This window comes from Candidatus Zixiibacteriota bacterium (assembly GCA_014728145.1).
Lineage (GTDB): Bacteria > Zixibacteria > MSB-5A5 > JAABVY01 > JAABVY01 > WJMC01.
This window is the reverse complement of the sequence record WJMC01000238.1, coordinates 1-15,639: the sequence shown is the minus strand read 5'-3', so window position 1 is coordinate 15,639 and position 15,639 is coordinate 1. Positions and strand designations below refer to the sequence as shown.

General features: G+C 50.2%; 14 protein-coding genes. All 14 read right to left on the bottom strand.

From position 1 onward, the window contains the following. Window positions 1–812: 4-hydroxyphenylacetate 3-hydroxylase (locus GF404_13175; GenBank protein MBD3383130.1), on the bottom strand; the 812-nt coding region annotated here is incomplete at its 3' end. Between the two features lie 114 nt (window positions 813–926). Continuing rightward, window positions 927–2,015, bottom strand: coding sequence for a hypothetical protein (locus GF404_13170; protein MBD3383129.1), 1,089 nt, complete (start codon window positions 2,013–2,015; stop codon window positions 927–929). A gap of 144 nt (window positions 2,016–2,159) precedes the next feature. Continuing rightward, entirely contained in the window at window positions 2,160–3,917 is a 1,758-nt protein-coding gene (locus tag GF404_13165; protein ID MBD3383128.1) for a SpoIIE family protein phosphatase, read from the bottom strand. A 52-nt stretch (window positions 3,918–3,969) separates the two neighbouring features. Next, window positions 3,970–4,818 carry a CPBP family intramembrane metalloprotease gene (locus tag GF404_13160; GenBank protein ID MBD3383127.1) on the bottom strand — a complete coding sequence of 283 codons (849 nt, stop codon included), beginning with the start codon at window positions 4,816–4,818 and terminating at the stop codon, window positions 3,970–3,972. Window positions 4,819–4,833: 15 nt separating this feature from the next. Further along, the gene (locus GF404_13155) at window positions 4,834–6,204 is read right to left on the bottom strand and encodes a hypothetical protein (protein MBD3383126.1); all 1,371 of its coding nucleotides are present in this window, start codon (window positions 6,202–6,204) and stop codon (window positions 4,834–4,836) included. A 50-nt stretch (window positions 6,205–6,254) separates the two neighbouring features. Then, window positions 6,255–7,172: a hypothetical protein gene (locus tag GF404_13150; GenBank protein ID MBD3383125.1), complete on the bottom strand. Its 918-nt coding sequence runs from the start codon at window positions 7,170–7,172 to the stop codon at window positions 6,255–6,257. Beyond that, window positions 7,165–8,187, bottom strand: coding sequence for a lipopolysaccharide heptosyltransferase II (gene waaF / locus GF404_13145; GenBank protein ID MBD3383124.1), 1,023 nt, complete (start codon window positions 8,185–8,187; stop codon window positions 7,165–7,167). The genes GF404_13150 and waaF overlap by 8 nt, the downstream gene beginning before the upstream one ends. After that, the gene (locus GF404_13140; protein ID MBD3383123.1) at window positions 8,187–9,071 is read right to left on the bottom strand and encodes a hypothetical protein; all 885 of its coding nucleotides are present in this window, start codon (window positions 9,069–9,071) and stop codon (window positions 8,187–8,189) included. Before GF404_13140 ends, waaF begins: the two co-directional genes overlap by 1 nt. After that, window positions 9,046–9,975, bottom strand: coding sequence for an LPXTG cell wall anchor domain-containing protein (locus GF404_13135; protein MBD3383122.1), 930 nt, complete (start codon window positions 9,973–9,975; stop codon window positions 9,046–9,048). The genes GF404_13140 and GF404_13135 overlap by 26 nt, the downstream gene beginning before the upstream one ends. Further along, window positions 9,972–10,529, bottom strand: a complete 558-nt coding sequence (cysE, locus tag GF404_13130) for a serine O-acetyltransferase (protein ID MBD3383121.1) — start codon at window positions 10,527–10,529, stop codon at window positions 9,972–9,974. Before cysE ends, GF404_13135 begins: the two co-directional genes overlap by 4 nt. A gap of 9 nt (window positions 10,530–10,538) precedes the next feature. Further along, a complete protein-coding gene (locus tag GF404_13125; protein MBD3383120.1) occupies window positions 10,539–12,956 on the bottom strand; it encodes an AsmA family protein in 2,418 nt (805 codons plus the stop codon). A gap of 56 nt (window positions 12,957–13,012) precedes the next feature. Then, the gene (locus GF404_13120) at window positions 13,013–13,693 is read right to left on the bottom strand and encodes a metal-dependent hydrolase (protein ID MBD3383119.1); all 681 of its coding nucleotides are present in this window, start codon (window positions 13,691–13,693) and stop codon (window positions 13,013–13,015) included. A 90-nt stretch (window positions 13,694–13,783) separates the two neighbouring features. Continuing rightward, window positions 13,784–14,875: a tRNA 2-thiouridine(34) synthase MnmA gene (mnmA, locus tag GF404_13115; protein ID MBD3383118.1), complete on the bottom strand. Its 1,092-nt coding sequence runs from the start codon at window positions 14,873–14,875 to the stop codon at window positions 13,784–13,786. Between the two features lie 58 nt (window positions 14,876–14,933). After that, window positions 14,934–15,639 (bottom strand): aminotransferase class V-fold PLP-dependent enzyme (locus GF404_13110; protein ID MBD3383117.1); only part of this gene is annotated, 706 nt, incomplete at its 5' end.

The window sequence follows — 15,639 nt, the reverse complement described above, 5'->3', positions numbered from 1 at the left end:
TTGGGAACGAAAACATCCTCGAAGAACAGGTAGGCCTGGGTTATACCGCCATGTTTGACCGGGTTGTCGAATGAATCCGGATCCTCTGTTTCACGGGTATCGTTGGGATGACGAGCCTCCACGATCGTAAGCCCCTCGATATCACGCGGGATCACGAACGAAACCGCCCAGTCAGCGTCTTCCTCTTTATAATTGGAGCCCGGCAGAACAAAAATCTCGTTGGCCGCGGCTATTCCACAGATCATAACTTTTGCTCCCCGCACAACGATACCGTCATCACGTTTTTTGACGATATGCAGGTTCATGTCGGGATCATCCTGTTGCGAAGGCTTCTTGGTACGATCGCCCTTGGGATCGGTCAGCGCACCCGAGATAGTTATATCGCGCTGTTGCGCGGACTTGAGCCACTCGGTCATACGCTGGTGATACTCCGTTCCATATTCTTTATCGATATCGTAGGTTGTCGCCCACATCGCATTGAGCGCAGTCCATCCCGCACAACGCCCGCCGGTACAGGTACCAGAGAGCTGAAACAGAAGACGCTTCATCTTCGAGTTGGCAATCTGTTCCTCAGCCGACCGGATGATTGAGAGATAGCGCGAGACCGGCTCACCGGTCAGGTGCGATTCGGTCGTAACCATTTCCTTAAGCTCGGGATCATTCTGGGCGGCGTAGATCTGCGAATGCCCTTCAACCGTCCAGCGGGTCATCGGATCGGTGGTGACATCCTCGATCAGCTTACCGAATTTATGGATATTGGGACGCATTTCGCGCAGACTTTGTTTGTATTCCTCGACTGTTTTCAAGGCCATGGTATCCTCCTGGTGATTGATTTTTTACAATATACTAACAGGGAGATGAAATTTCAAAACAATCTCAAAAAAAATACCGCCCCTGATGGAGCGGTATTACAGGCATATAATCTATTAGAATTTAATCAGGATTGGATCGTAACCGATATGGGATTGCATAAAGTCGACACCGACGCCAAAATGAGCCTTGATTTCGGAGCCGGGCGCGAACACGACATCTTCGGCATTACCGGTATTCATGGCGCGCTTCAGCTCGAGAGTCCAATACTTGCTGGCGATATCGTAAACGGCCTTAGCCTGGACATCCCAGCGATCACCGGAGGCAGAGGTCGAGAGCACAAACGCGGGGATATAGATACTGTCCACGATCAGCTGGGGACTAAATGCTACGGTATCGCTGTCGAACAATGAATTTCCTATATCGACCCTGTACAGCGTGTCAACTACAGTGACAGTATCCTGATCGACTGTAAAAACAACCGTATCGATTTCAATTGAATCTTTCCACCACGCGGCCTGACCGCCATTTTCGATTTCATTGACGATAAAACCGGTCATACTCTCCGGATCGAGCCCGAGGGTTCCGCTGTCGGCAAAGATCGTATCCTGGAAATTCAAATCCAGAGCATAGCCGATCGGGTTAGTCTGTGTGGCGCGCCAGAACCAGCCGTCGACAGTCGAACCGGTCTTGTTTACAAATTCGTAACTTCCAACACCGAGCTCATGGCAGAAACGGTTACACCCCATAGCCGAGCTGGTATCAGTTTCATTTTCGAATAACACGGTGAGCACATCCTCACGGGCCAGGTCCTTACGCCATGGATCGGGACCGCCCGCGGACGACCACTGCCACTGGCGATAGCGGTCATCGACACCGCCCTCGTCACGCCAACGAGCATACATATAGAAATTCGTGGAATCAGAAAGTGCCTTGAGTTCGAGCAGGGCAACTCTGCCCTTGGGATTATTCTCGGATCCCTCCAGAGCAATCAACTGCGAGAGCTGGGCGGTTCCCCAGACAGCCTCGGAAGCCTGCCCATCTATCGCCGGAGCTTCTGCAGAAGAGATATACGCCACCCGCAACTCATCCTGAGGTGGAAATGAGACCGGGGGTTCGTCATCACTGCTACATCCGGACAGGATTATGCCAAACGTGAATACGCCCAAAAATGCGAAAAGTATGCTCACTCGATTATCTTTCATCTCGAACTCCTGATTTGATTTCTTTCATATACCATTATACGCATGAAAAGTAGATTTTTTCATTTTATTGTCAACAAGATTGTCGTCCTAAATGGCTATTGTACTTAGATTTAATATCTTCCTCATAAATCTTTTTTATAATACTCAGGTCGATTTCAGCACCATCAGCGTCAAATCGTCCAAAATGAAGTCCTCAGCCTTGAATTTCAGGACCTCGCTGGTAATCGCCTCGACTATCTCATGGGCAGATTTATGCTCGTTTTTCCTGAATGTTTCGATTAACCGCGAGTTGTCGAAATCCTCGCCCCTGTCGTTTTGCGCCTCGGTTACTCCGTCAGTAAACAACACCAGGCTGTCGCCCGGATCGAGATGGAGCGGTTGCTCGCTGTAACGGACATCGTCTTTGATCCCAAAAGCCAGGCCTCCGTAGGTCAATTCCTGCACCTCGCCTGATTGACGGAACAAGAGCGGGGGGTTGTGCCCGGCGTTGGAATAGGTCAGAATCCTGTTACGGCTGTCCAGCACACCATAGACCGCGGTCACGAAATTGCCCTTGTCGAGCGATTCGGTCATCAGCTTGTTGACCTTCTTCATAATCGCCCGGATGGCGTAATTGTTGCGAATCTCGGCTATCAAAGATGCCCGGAAAGAAGCCATGATCAACGCCGCGGGAACTCCTTTGCCGGCGACATCGGCGATCACAACTCCGGTCTGCCCTTCCTCGATATCGATGAAATCGTAATAATCCCCTCCCACCTGTCGGGAGGAACGGTTCAATCCTGACACGTCGAAGCCCTTGATCTCAGGATCTGTGCGTGGGAGAAAAGTCTTCTGGATAGAACGGGCGATATCGACTTCCTGGTCTAGTTGTTTTTTCAGGAGCAGTTCACGATACAAAGATGAACGCTCTATGGCGATGGCCGATTTAGCCGCGAATGTCATCAGCAGGTCCAGGTCATGCTCGTGGTAAGTTCCCGGCTGATCGGACTCGATATTGAAGACCCCGATCACACGATCTTTGAGCTTGATCGGGACAACCATCTCCGAGCGGGTTTTCTGGCGGGCCTGGACATAACGATCATCCTTGGAAACATCGTCAACTACAGCCCCCTGCCCCGTACGCGCAGTCCATCCGACCAGTCCCTCGGTTGAACCGTTGAGCAGGTGATCCGCGCCGACCGAGTCCTCGTAGCCACGCCAGAAAATCGGTTTCAGGTTGTGGTCTTCCCGCAACAGATATATAATCAGGCCGTCGTAATCGACCAGGCGCTTGAGAGAATCGGCGATAGCGTTTAACACCTCGTCCTGCTCCAGCTTATTGGACAGAATCAGCGAGGTTTCGATCAGGAGCTTGTTCTCGAGAGTTTTCTTGAAGGCCAGCTCTGCAAGTTCCGCATTATCGAGCGCGATGGCGAAACTGTCAGTCAGCGCTTTCAGAAAATCGATCAGGTTATGGACTTCAAACTTACTGCAGTCGTCGGCGTAATGATCGATATATCCGGACCAGCGGTTGCGGAAAAATATGGGTATCCGCAGCCGGCACTTGTAATCCCGGTCGATATGTTTGCGGAAAAAGATATTGAAACGGTCATCCCTGTCGATCGGAGTGGCTACCGCGGCATCGTAATCACCGGCATGGTCGAGACTTATTTCATCCTGTTCAAACTTGAGCTTGCGCTTGGAACCGGCGGTCATCAGGTAAATATTCTCCGGATTGTCTTTCTTGTCCAGCAGGATCAGACAGACCAGGTCGGCCTCGGACAATTTAATCGATTCCTCCAGGATAATCGAAATCAAATCACCCAGCTGAAGTGGCTGATTGAGAATCCGCGACGTCTGGGAGAGAAATTTGAGCGCTTCTATGAATTTCCGATTGTTATCCATGGTAACCTGAAGTGACATTATATACAGCCCTCATTGATTATAGTTATCGTCAAAAAGTCAACTTAAAACATCATATATGGTACATATCCGGCTCCCCCACCCTTCTTTTTGGGGTGAGTCGAAATAATAGTACAATCAGCAGGGTAAATATACCTAAAATTATTAACATTACAAGCGCAGTATTTTCGTTTTGTACCGGTTTAATATTTTCCGCATTCATCAGGCGAGAAGCCAGTAAAGCGGTGCCATTCACCAGAATATGGGCTACGCTCGAATACAGGAAGGTTCCTGCCCGAAAGGCCAGCAGGCCTAAAAACAGGCCAAGTAGAAACAAGGGAATAAATGCCGTCAGGTTGACATGGATGGCGGCAAAGAAAAACGACGTAATCACGATCCCTGGCAGGCTTCCGGTCTTTTTAATCAAAGCAGGCTGGATAATTCCACGGAACAGAAATTCCTCGCACAATGACGGCAATATGACCACGCTTAGAATCACCAACCCGAGCGGGAATTCTCCGGCAGTGTCGAGTAATTGTCTCTGCCATTCGATGTTTTCTTCTACTGCCGGAGAGAAACGATTGAATATTTCCAGCAGTCGATTACTGATCACGAGTACAAATGCGGTTCCGAATATGGTAATCAAGTGTATGTCGACCCGGTTAAAATTCTGCCAGCGGATGATATCCCGCAGGGGATAGTTTTTATCCTGTGCAATTAGAATAAATGGTAACAGGTAAACCAACAGGTAGACTAAAATACTCGCCACGTGAATATTAGTAAATATGGTAGTGATTGCAGAAATAAAAATCGATGTAGCGAACACCGCCACCAATGCAATCAAAGTACGAGATACCCTTAAAAGCGGAGCGGGATCTGTGACGATTCTTTTTTTTATGTAACCTGCCAATTCTGTTTCCAGTCGCTCAAGTAGCTTTTAGTATTTGCGATGGCCCACGCCGCAGGCCCTGTCGAGAGAGGCGCGTGCAGACAGGCACTCGTAGTAGACGATAACGAGGTTGTTCTGTGCCCTGGTCAATTCGTTCTGGGCATCCAGGTAAGTAATCTGCGAGGCCAACCCCTGGTTGTACTGGATCTCGGTTATCCGCAGATTTTCGCGCGCGCTTTTCAACTGCTGGCGAGCCGCATTCCATTTTTCCACCAGGGTCATCAAGTTCTGGTAGGCCCGGGTCACCTGCAGTTCGATTCCTCGCCGGAGGTCATCATAGACGTAGCTGAGATTATCGATTTGTGCCTCGACCTGCTTGACCCGTTCACCCCGCGCACCCCAGTCAAAGACATTGAACTGCAATAGAAGAGATACCGTCCAGTAATCGTGAGGGAAATCGAATCGAAGCTTCTCGCCCTGCCAGCCATAAACCGCCCCCAGCGACAGCCGTGGGTAGTACTCGGCTTTACGAACTTTACGCAGGTACTCGAGCGAGGAACGGTTATAGCGAACGACATCCAGCTCGGCTCGGTTTTTTTCAGCTAACTCTCGATAATCAGAGATATCGGCAAGCTCGTCAACTGGCAGGCTGATCCGGATGATTTCATACTTGAGCTGATCGACCTCGATCGAGTCCCCTGGTGGCCTGTTGAGAATATTGTTGAAATACGTACGTGAGACCACGACCTGCTGGCGGGATTCCGCATGCGCTTGTTGCGCACTCGAAACCGCCACCTCGGCGCGAAAGACCTCCGCCTGCGAGACTTTTTCGGCCTGATACAGGCTTTTGGCCACACGCAGGTGCTGCTCAGCCAGTTCAAGGTTGCTACGGGCAACAGATTTCAGCCTGAGTGTCATCAGGTAATTAAAATACCCGCGCGAAATCTCCTCGATCACCTCTTCCCTGACCTGCTTGTATTCGCTTTGTGTTGCACGGTATTTCATCTCGGAGGCATTGTACGAATTGCGAATCATCCCGCCTGTAAACAGAGGTTGCTGAAGGCTGAAACGGGTATCATGCTCGGTCTCCCGCAGGAAGTTGATCTCTTTTTTACCGCCCACTTCGATTCCCGGTGGAAGATTCCCGCTCAGAAATTCGGAGGGATCGATCACGATCTTTCTGCCTCCGCCGGAATAGCTGTAACGAGATTCGAAATCGAGGGTCGGGAAAAACCTGAAGTAGGCTTCCCGACGGGCGGCATGACTTTCACGAATGTTCTGATAGGCTTGCTTGATTTTGAGGTTGCTCCCCAGCGCGGTCTGGATATACTTTTCGAGTGCGGGAAAATCAGCTCCAGAAAGGTTCGGAGCGATTGAGGCAATTACCAGCACAGTAAGCGACAATAACAGTTTTTTCATAACAGAGGCGAATATAGGCAATCAGGCGATGACGGCAAGATAATTTTATATCACTCAGGCGATTTGAGCGGAGGCAGATTGAGGTTTTCTACCCCGCGGACACGAGTCTTAAGGGTGGCAGATGCGACCGCGATTTCCGCCGAACGCATAGCACTTGCGCCGGTAATCCAGGCCGAGCAAAAGCCGGCACCGAAGACATCGCCACAACCGGTCGTATCCAGCACCTTTCCGACTTTTGGCGGAAGTACCTGCTGGCAACGCACCCCTCGTCCAAACTGTGAAACGAAATAAGCCCCATGTTCGCCCAGGGTCACCAGCAACGCTTTCAGACTTGACGGTGAAAACAATTTATAAAATGCCTTGACCGAATCCTTTTCGACACTATTGCTGGAAAGCAGTTCAAATTCGAGCGAATTCATCTGCAAGAAATCAGCGCAGGCGGCGTAGCGCTTCCAGTTACGGGGCCGTCTTAAAAATCTGCTCCCATCGGGCTTCTTGCCCAATGTCAGGCTGTGGATATCGATATAAATCTTACCCCTGTAATCAAGGCGCAGTTTTTCCAGCGAGCGCAAACTGATATCTCGTCCTGAGACAAAGTTTATCATGGTTATATCGGCATCCAAGCCTTTTCTGAGATCGCTGAATCGTATCGAGGGAACACCGCCGGACAGGACTTCCGATTTCTTTTCGAGGTCATGGTAACGCAGTTTGCAATGGTTGTTTTTTCGCCGGACCTTGTTGAGAGTGCTGATATCGATATTGCCCATACGCGCCAGGTTGCCCGCAATAAGCGGGTAAACATCATGGCCGAGATTGATACAGGGCTTAATGATGGCATTGTCTTCGAGCAATTGTGACAGCGCCGTGATGTTATAGAGCGCACCACCGTAGCTTTCGGTCTTCTTTCCATCGACATGGATGATCGTGTCGCGATTTATAGTGCCGATCACAGCTATTGTCTTACTCATCAGATGCCTCCCGGACAGCCGAAAACACCTGCTCTACATCCACGACCTGCATACACTCATTGGGAATATCTTTGCGCGGACAAATATTCTTAACGCAGGGCATACAGGGCAAATCGCCACGAACAACTTTGCCATGCTTTGCCAATGGCCGGGTCTCATCGGGATCATCAGCACCAGATATCGAAAGCGTATAAGTCCCTGAGGATGCTGCCAGGTGGGCTCCACCGGAATCATTGCCGACATAAACACGAGCATTCTTCATGATCTCGTAAGATGTCATCAGGTCACTTTTCCCGGCGATATTGAGATAATCCACACCAGCCATTCGCCCGACTTCATCGATCACACCAGCTTCATCCGGCGCACCACTGAAAACAATGTTCAAATCCAGTTCAGCTTTGATGCGGGAAGCCAGCTCGGCGTACTTCTGTTTTCCCCAGCGACGCGAGGGCGCCCGGCTGAAGGGATTAATTACCACGTAATCTTCTATTCCGCGAGTTAGCCGCTCGGCCTGATTTTTATGATCCTCGCTGGAGTATATCCTCGGATGATACTGCTTGTCAAGCTTTCCGCCCAGTACATTGACAAAATTGAGATATTTTTTTGTACGATGAATCACATTTTCAGGATGCGGAATCGTCTGCCTCAACATGAATGATCGCAGATCCCCCCGGTAACCGAGCGTGAGTGGCAGTCCGGCCAGGTAAAAGATAAAGGCCGAGGAAAACGATTCCGGCAGTATAAGTGCCAGTTCGAAACCACGTTTTGAGACCTGTTCGGCAATCGGAAAGTATCGAAACAGCCGGAAACGTCCGCCCTTGTCATCGAGTGCGATCACTTCTTCGAGACGGGGATCGTTCGCAAACAGTGAAACGAACTGGGGTCGGATTGCTAAACTGATCTTCCATTCCGGGAAGCTGTCATGCAAAGCCCCGATCAGAGGAGATGCCATGATACAGTCACCCAGCCAGTTGGGGAAGCGGATTACAACTTTGCGAACATGGTGTAAATCCATCAGTAGTCCACCAGTCCCTTGAAGCGTTTATGAGTCCAGAGCCAGAGCCAGGGTGCCTGCCGTACAGCTTTTTCGAGTTCACCATGATAATATGCAAGCAGTGCCTCGACCGTTTTCACCTTGTCATCCTGACCTGCAATAACAGGAGGCCTGATAATGAGCTCATGACGGCTGTAATTGATTCTACGGCCGAATTCACAGAAGACCGGGACTTTTCTTTTGACGGCGATTTCGAGCGCTCCCGTCAGGGTCGGGACCTCATGACCGAACAGCTTCGCCGTTTCAGCATTCCTGCCACCATAGACATCCATCAGAACCGCCACCCCGTGGTTGCGCTTCAAGGATCGTATAATCGAGCGAGGGCTGACCTCAGCGGTAATCACCTCGATATTCTCAGACCGGCGCAACCGGGCCATCAACCGATCGACTTTGAGGTTGTGCTGCTGTCTGACCACGATATCGATTTTATATCCGAACGAAGCTATCGCCTGAATCAAAAGCTCCCAGTTATCGAAATGACCGGATAAAAACAGGACCCCGCGTCCGTGCGAAAAGGCTTCATCGAAGTATTCACGATTTCTTACGTCAGCTTTTTGATTTAAATCAGCCTTAGAATATCTATTCAGCCTCGCAAACTCAGCCGCGGTCTGGCCGAACGATTCAAACATCCTGCGGATGTACCGCATACGCTCCTGATCATCGTCACCAATTTCACAGAACCTCATGTTTTTGAGGGCAACGGTCTTGCGGTATTTTAGCAGGTGATAAAAGAGCGTGCCGAGATGCTTTCCAAGTTTGAGCGCACGCCTGTCATCGAGAGCGGAAAACAGAGCCACGAAAAGCTCCGCCAGAAGATACTCAATCCCATGGAGAAGATTCTTCATAGTCGAAATCGGTGCTCTGGTACTTCTCCTCCTCTTCCCACTTCTTATAGATATCCTTGCGCCGTTTTCGAATCAGCAGAAAACCGAGAATCAGAATCAGCGCAAGTCCGATCCAGAGCAACCACGGATCAGTAAAAATCATGATCCAATGATAATGCTTGTTGAGATGTTTTGCAAACAGATTATCAAAAGAGGCGAAATCACTCCCGATTACGGACCTGAACGCCCGGTCGTAATCCAGACCGTTTTTAAAACCGTCCAGAAGCTTATGAAAGGCTTCCGTTCCGAATGTGTCAATGAAGAATTTCACCGCCTGGTATGACTGGGAATAAGCTATCTGCGCCTGCGAGGGATTGAGCAGGTTGACATAGTCGATTTCCTTCAATGTCATCGTTGAGGCAGTGAAACTGGCCTTGGCCAGAGTCAGGTCATCACTGAAGCTCCACTGATGAGCAAACATCATGGCGAAACCCTCGTTCAAGAACCGGGGAACGGGATTGCCGTCGACTCTTTTGTGAAGGGCGATATGGGCCAGCTCATGGCGCAGAACCTCCTCAAACGGCAGACGGAAGTTCTCTTTGATCGGCGATAAAACCGAGATATAATTTCGTGATGGTATCGCCACCCCGACGCCCCAGTCCGGGAGATGCCCAAACGCGGCGGTGTCGAAATCGTAGCGATCCTCAGCGATAAATACACGCAGGGTGTCTTCGAATGACCGCCCCAGAAGCCGGCGGAGTTCTGCTTCAGACTGGTTTAATGCCAGTTCGGTCCGCCTTTTCAAGTCCTCGGTGGGAGCTTCAATATTGAAGTGCCAGGCCCGGGATGAATTCGACAAGAACAGTATCATGAGCAGGCACGAAATAAACGCAAACAGGAACTTACTCGTTCTGATTTCGATCACTCCTTCGGTTCGGAAGTACGCAACAGGGGCATATCCACCCGCTTTTCGCCGAGGATGACGATCTTTCCGGGTGAACCGACCACGGTCGCGTTATCGGGGACATCATGCATGATAATAAAGGTATTGGCGCCGATCCTGACATTATTGCCGACATTGACCGGCCCCAGAATTGTCGCCCCCGTGCCTACGAAGACATTGTTCCCAAGAGTTGGATGACGTTTCTTTTTATGCTTGCCGGTTCCGCCCAGGGTGACATTGTGAAACAGCACGCAGTTGTCGCCTATCTGCGTGGTTTCACCAATCACGACCCCCATTCCGTGATCGATAAAGAAGCCTTTGCCGATCGTGGCTCCGGGATGAACCTCGACACCGGTCATAAAGCGTGTGAACTGAGAAATTATCCTCGGAATCAGGGGTATTTTCAGATTCCAGACGAAATGTGTAATGCGGTGCAGGGTAATAGCCCAGAAACCGGCGTAAAATAGAAACTCGATATTGCGCGCGGCCGGATCGTTTCTGTAAATCGCTTTTATATCTTCTATCAGGGTTCTCATTGGCCGATATCAGTCTTGTTTCAACAAGTTATCCAGCAAGTCCTTACCTTTGTCCTTTATCTTCTTATCGGCAGATTCCAGAAGCTTTGAACGATCAACTTTTATTTGGGGACTGTTATAGTTTCCACCGAGATGAATCGGTATGGTCAGTCGTTTATCGCCACCTCCCAGAAACGAGTCCAGATCTGATAACAGCCCGGAGCCAGAAACCATGCTGTTTGGCAGTTCAATCGCCACATCATAGTCGAGACTGCCGTCAAATCCAACGGACCCATCGAAAGTCCAGTTGGACTGCCCCATCGAAAACTTCAGATCGTCCAGCTTCACCCTGCCGTCCTCTACTTTAAAACGGCTCTGCAGATCGCGAAACTCAGAGCTCTCATAAGCTTTAAAACCGAGTTTGTCAGTGATCTGTTTCAAAAGCGGAAAATTCTTCAGCTCACCATCGGAAACCAGCATCTCTCCGTTAGCGGTCAACTGCCTGAGAACTTCGGCCGGATCGCCGATTTTACCGGAGAACGATGACGACAGGTTAGCTTCACCAAAGATGACATCATCGAGAGGAGTTACCCGGGTCATGGCACTGTTGAGATTCATGCGATCGGCTTTGAAGTCGAGCATGAACTGAGGGTTCTCCGGGTTTTCGTAGTCAACTATCACTTCCCCGTTCAGGTCCCCCTGGTAGACTTTCGCTTCGGCCTGTTCGAGATGAAGAACGTTGTCGCGAAAATCCAGAAAGCCCTTGAAATTATCGATTTCAACCAGTGCATAAACAGCCCGTTTGATATCGAGTTCACCCATAGCGGTAATATCCGTCATCATCTTCGCCGACAGGCTGTCCTCTGCGGGGGATTCTTTTTCGAATTGAGTACTGTCGATTTTAACCAGGGTGATCAACTCGTCCAGGTTGAGATAGGGAGAATTCAGCTTGAAGTTTATATCCGGCTTAACAGTCGCATTTTGGGGATCGGCCAGGTACGGTACTATATCCGACATGCGGCCATCGAGCTTAAATGAAGATGAACCAATTTCAGCCTCCATGGATTTGATTTCAATATGTTTTTGCTTGAATTCGCAATCCAGCTCGATCTCCTCCACCGGCTGAGTGAGTTTATCATGGTAGAGCCTGAAATCTTCCACCACCAGACCACCATCAAGACGAGTGGTCTCTAATTTCTGAATATCTGAATAGAGATTGCAGGTCAGGTAAGCCCTCCCGCTGAGCTTTTTGATCTCGGCTGAATAATCTTCAAACGAGTTAAAGTTGACAGTCAGCGACAAGTCCGCATTGATCACCGGTTCAAATATATTTTTTACAAAGACGTTGATAGATATGGGCTCGCCCGCAAAAGTGCAATTATTAAACAACAGGTTGGCCGCTTTCTGCTTTATGTTGAGTTCTCCCGCTTCGACCACCAGGTCACCCCTGATATCCGGCATGGATACACTGATCCGGTCGACAGACAGGCGGGCATCGAAATCGAGCGCTCCCGCTTTACCGGGAATCCCCTTGAGGCTGGCCGAGGCAAACATTTCTCCGGTACTTTCAATCCCTTCCAGCGAAGCCAGCACTTTCTCCGGCAGAAGGCTCAACAGATCTTCGACCGTGAATCGTTTACTGCGAAAGTTCACTTCGACATCAGGTGCAGAAAACAGGTTTTCGATTCGACCATCTAAAAGCCCCTCCATGTCCGAGAGTTCGATTTGAATCCGGTCGATTAAAAGCAGTTCATCCTGTTCGCTTAAGGTCAGGTGCAAATCCGCGGTCAGGTCAAGATGAGGAAAATCCAGCACCCCGGAAGTATCTTCGATAATCAGGCTGTCGACTGACAAATCGCCAAGAGCGCTGAGGGTTTTGTCATAAGCATTGCGGGTCATTTTGCTGGACAGGTCAATCCCGCGCAGAGATAACTGTGTGCCCGTGGAATCATCGTAATAATTTATCGAAGCCTGCCCGACCGATAGTTGATCGAATAGAAACGGTACCGATGATGCGCCGGTTTCGGGTGTGACTTCTTTTTGTTCATGTTCGCCGAGATCGGAGAAATTAAGAACCCCGGCGCTGTTCTTCTCCAGGTTGGCGGTGAGGTCGTTTAATCCGATCCGGCTGAACTCGATATCTCCCCCCAAAAGGGGCCAGAATTTAACTTTAACATCCAGCTTGTCCAGTTGAAAAAAGTTCTCCCGTTTGAAACCGGGAAGGTTTTTGACCTCGAGGTTTTCGACCACCAAACCGATTCCGCCCCAGATCGAGACCGAAGTTTTCTCGATTGAGACCGGTCTTTGAAGTGATTCCTGCAGGTTTTCAACGATCATCCGGCTGACCTTATCGGCCGGAAAGAATATCTTGACAGCGGCGAATGCCACCAGTACCAGCACAACCAAGCTGGCCAGTATCCATACTATAACTTTTCTTCCCTTAGACACAGCATATCCCCGTTTGAATGTTTTATATCACTTTAACGGTATACATTCGATGAAGTTCAAAGTTCAAGCCGATCGCCGATATTCATCACCCTGCAGTCGTAATCTTTATTTTTAAGTTTTGAGCAGAACTCCTGCGGGTCGGCCTTGATCAGCTCGAAGGTGTTGTAATGCATCGGCACTGTCAACTTCGGTTTGAGAAAATCGACCGCCCGGACCGCATCGTCGATCCCCATCGTGAAATTGTCACCAATTGGAAGGAACGCCAGGTCGAGACCTTCCTCGCCGATCAACTGCATATCCATAAACAAGCCGGTGTCGCCGGCATGATAGATCTTCCTGCCGTCGATCTCGATCACAAATCCACAGGGACTGCCCCCGATATCGAAACCGGATTCACCATCGGAGAAGCCATGATGAGCGATGGTCAGTTTGATCCGTCCGAAGGGAAAGTCATGTCCCCCGCCGATATGCATCTTGTGCATCCTGAGCCCGCGCCGGGAAGCATAGACAGCGATCTCATTGGGGCCAATCACGACGGCATCGTTGTTTTTGGCAATCTCCTCGCTGTCGCCCCAGTGATCACCATGACCGTGAGAAACCAAAATGTAATCGCAGGTGACATCGGCCGGACTTGTCTCTGCCAGGGAATTACCCGATAAAAATGGGTCAATAATCAGAGTATGACTGCCGTCCGAAAGCATAAAACAGGAATGTCCAAGGTAGTTGACTGCGAGCATTTCATCCTCCCTGATGATTGGTTCTGTCGAGAAAAATATTGGATTTAAACAGCAAATGTCAACATTAATCAGCGCCTGTCATAATCACTGTCAGTGGACTTCGTGGATGATACCACCGGCCAGGACGACATCCTGGCTGTAAAAGACCGCCGACTGCCCGGGAGTTACGGCCGAGGCGGGTTCGACCAGTCGGACCTGAAGATTATCATTATCACCCGGAGCGAGGGTTGCCTCGAATTCGCGCGTTGTGTAGCGGATCTTGACTTTGCAGGTAATTTCACCGGCTGGAGGAGCAGTTGAAACCCAGTTTACAGAGCCCGCCATGAATGAGGCGGACTTGATATTGTCTCCCCTGCAGATATGAATAGCGTTGTTTTCAGGATCGATCTTTTTGACATAGACCGGGTAACCCAGAGCGATATTCAGTCCGCGCCTCTGGCCAACTGTATAAGCAGTCACTCCCTTGTGCTCGCCGACTTGCTTTCCATCTTCATCGTAGACCGGGCCCGGATTGGATTCGATCCCGGCATAATCCGAAAGAAAGCGACGGTAGTTGTCGTCGGTCACAAAACATATCTCGCGTGATTCCGGGGTTTCCGCCGTACGCAGGTCATTTTCGCGGGAGAGCTGACGGACCCGTTTTTTTGTAAGCTTGCCCAAAGGAAAAAGTGTTTTGGCCAGCGCATCCTGTTTGAGCCCCCACAAGAAATAGGACTGATCGCGTTTCTGATCCAGTCCTTTTTTTAGTATCCAGCGGTTGTTGCGCGAGTTGAACTCGACCTGTGCGTAATGGCCGGTAGCCAGGTAATCGGCACCCATCGACTGTGCTTTCCGCAACAGCAGGTCCCACTTGATGCGGGTGTTGCAAACCACGCAGGGATTTGGAGTGCGTCCCTGCTGATATTCAGTCACGAAATCGGCGATTACCGATTCTTCGAAATCCTTCGACATATCCAGCACATAATGAGGTATATCATAGCGGGCACAGACGGCGCGCGCGTTTTCGACCAGCTCGATATTGCAACAGGATGAAGCCCGGGGCAATTCTCCGCCCACCCTGTCATACTCCCAGAGTTTCATTGTCAGACCGATTACATGAAAACCCTGCTGTTTCAGAAGCAGTGCGGCCAGGGTGGAATCGACCCCGCCGGACATGGCAACCGCCACAGTCTTTTTAACCAATTATATCCCCTTTGAGTTTAAATCGCATCAATCCTGAAGTAGCGCCGCAAGTAAATTGTCAGGACGAATAAAACGGCGACATTTTGCGTAGTTTTTCGATCGCTTCCTTGACCGCATCCACGATATAGTCGAGATCATCCAAATCGTTATCCTTGCCAAAAGAAAACCGGATTGCCGACTGCGCTTCCTCGGGCGGTACTCCCATAGCCGTGAGAACATGCGATGGTTCCAGAGACCCGGAACTGCAGGCAGAACCTGAAGTCACACCGATCCCCCTCATATCCAGATTGAGAATTATCGCCTCTCCCTCGGCACCCTTGAAACAGAGATTGACGGTCGACTTGATCCTGTTGTCCTCGGGACCGTTGAAGCGCACGTCCGCTATCTCGGCCATTACCCTGCTTCGAAAACTCTCAGCCAGCGTGTTGATCCTGCGGTCGCGCTCGGCCATTTCCGCCTGGGCCAACTCCATCGCTTTGGCGTAGCCGACAATAGCGGGAACGTTTTCGGTACCGGCACGCATAGAACGTTCATGATGACCGCCAGTCTGCCAGGTGGAGATCTTGACTCCCTTGCGGATAAAGATTATTCCCACACCTTTGGGGCCATATATTTTATGACCTGAAGTCGACATCAAATCGATAGGTTCGGAAGCGAGATCGATCGGGATTTTACCCGCCGCCTGAACAGCATCGGTATGAAATATCACACCCTTCTGCTTGCAAATCGAGGCCAGGTCTTTGATGGGCTGAACCGATCCGACC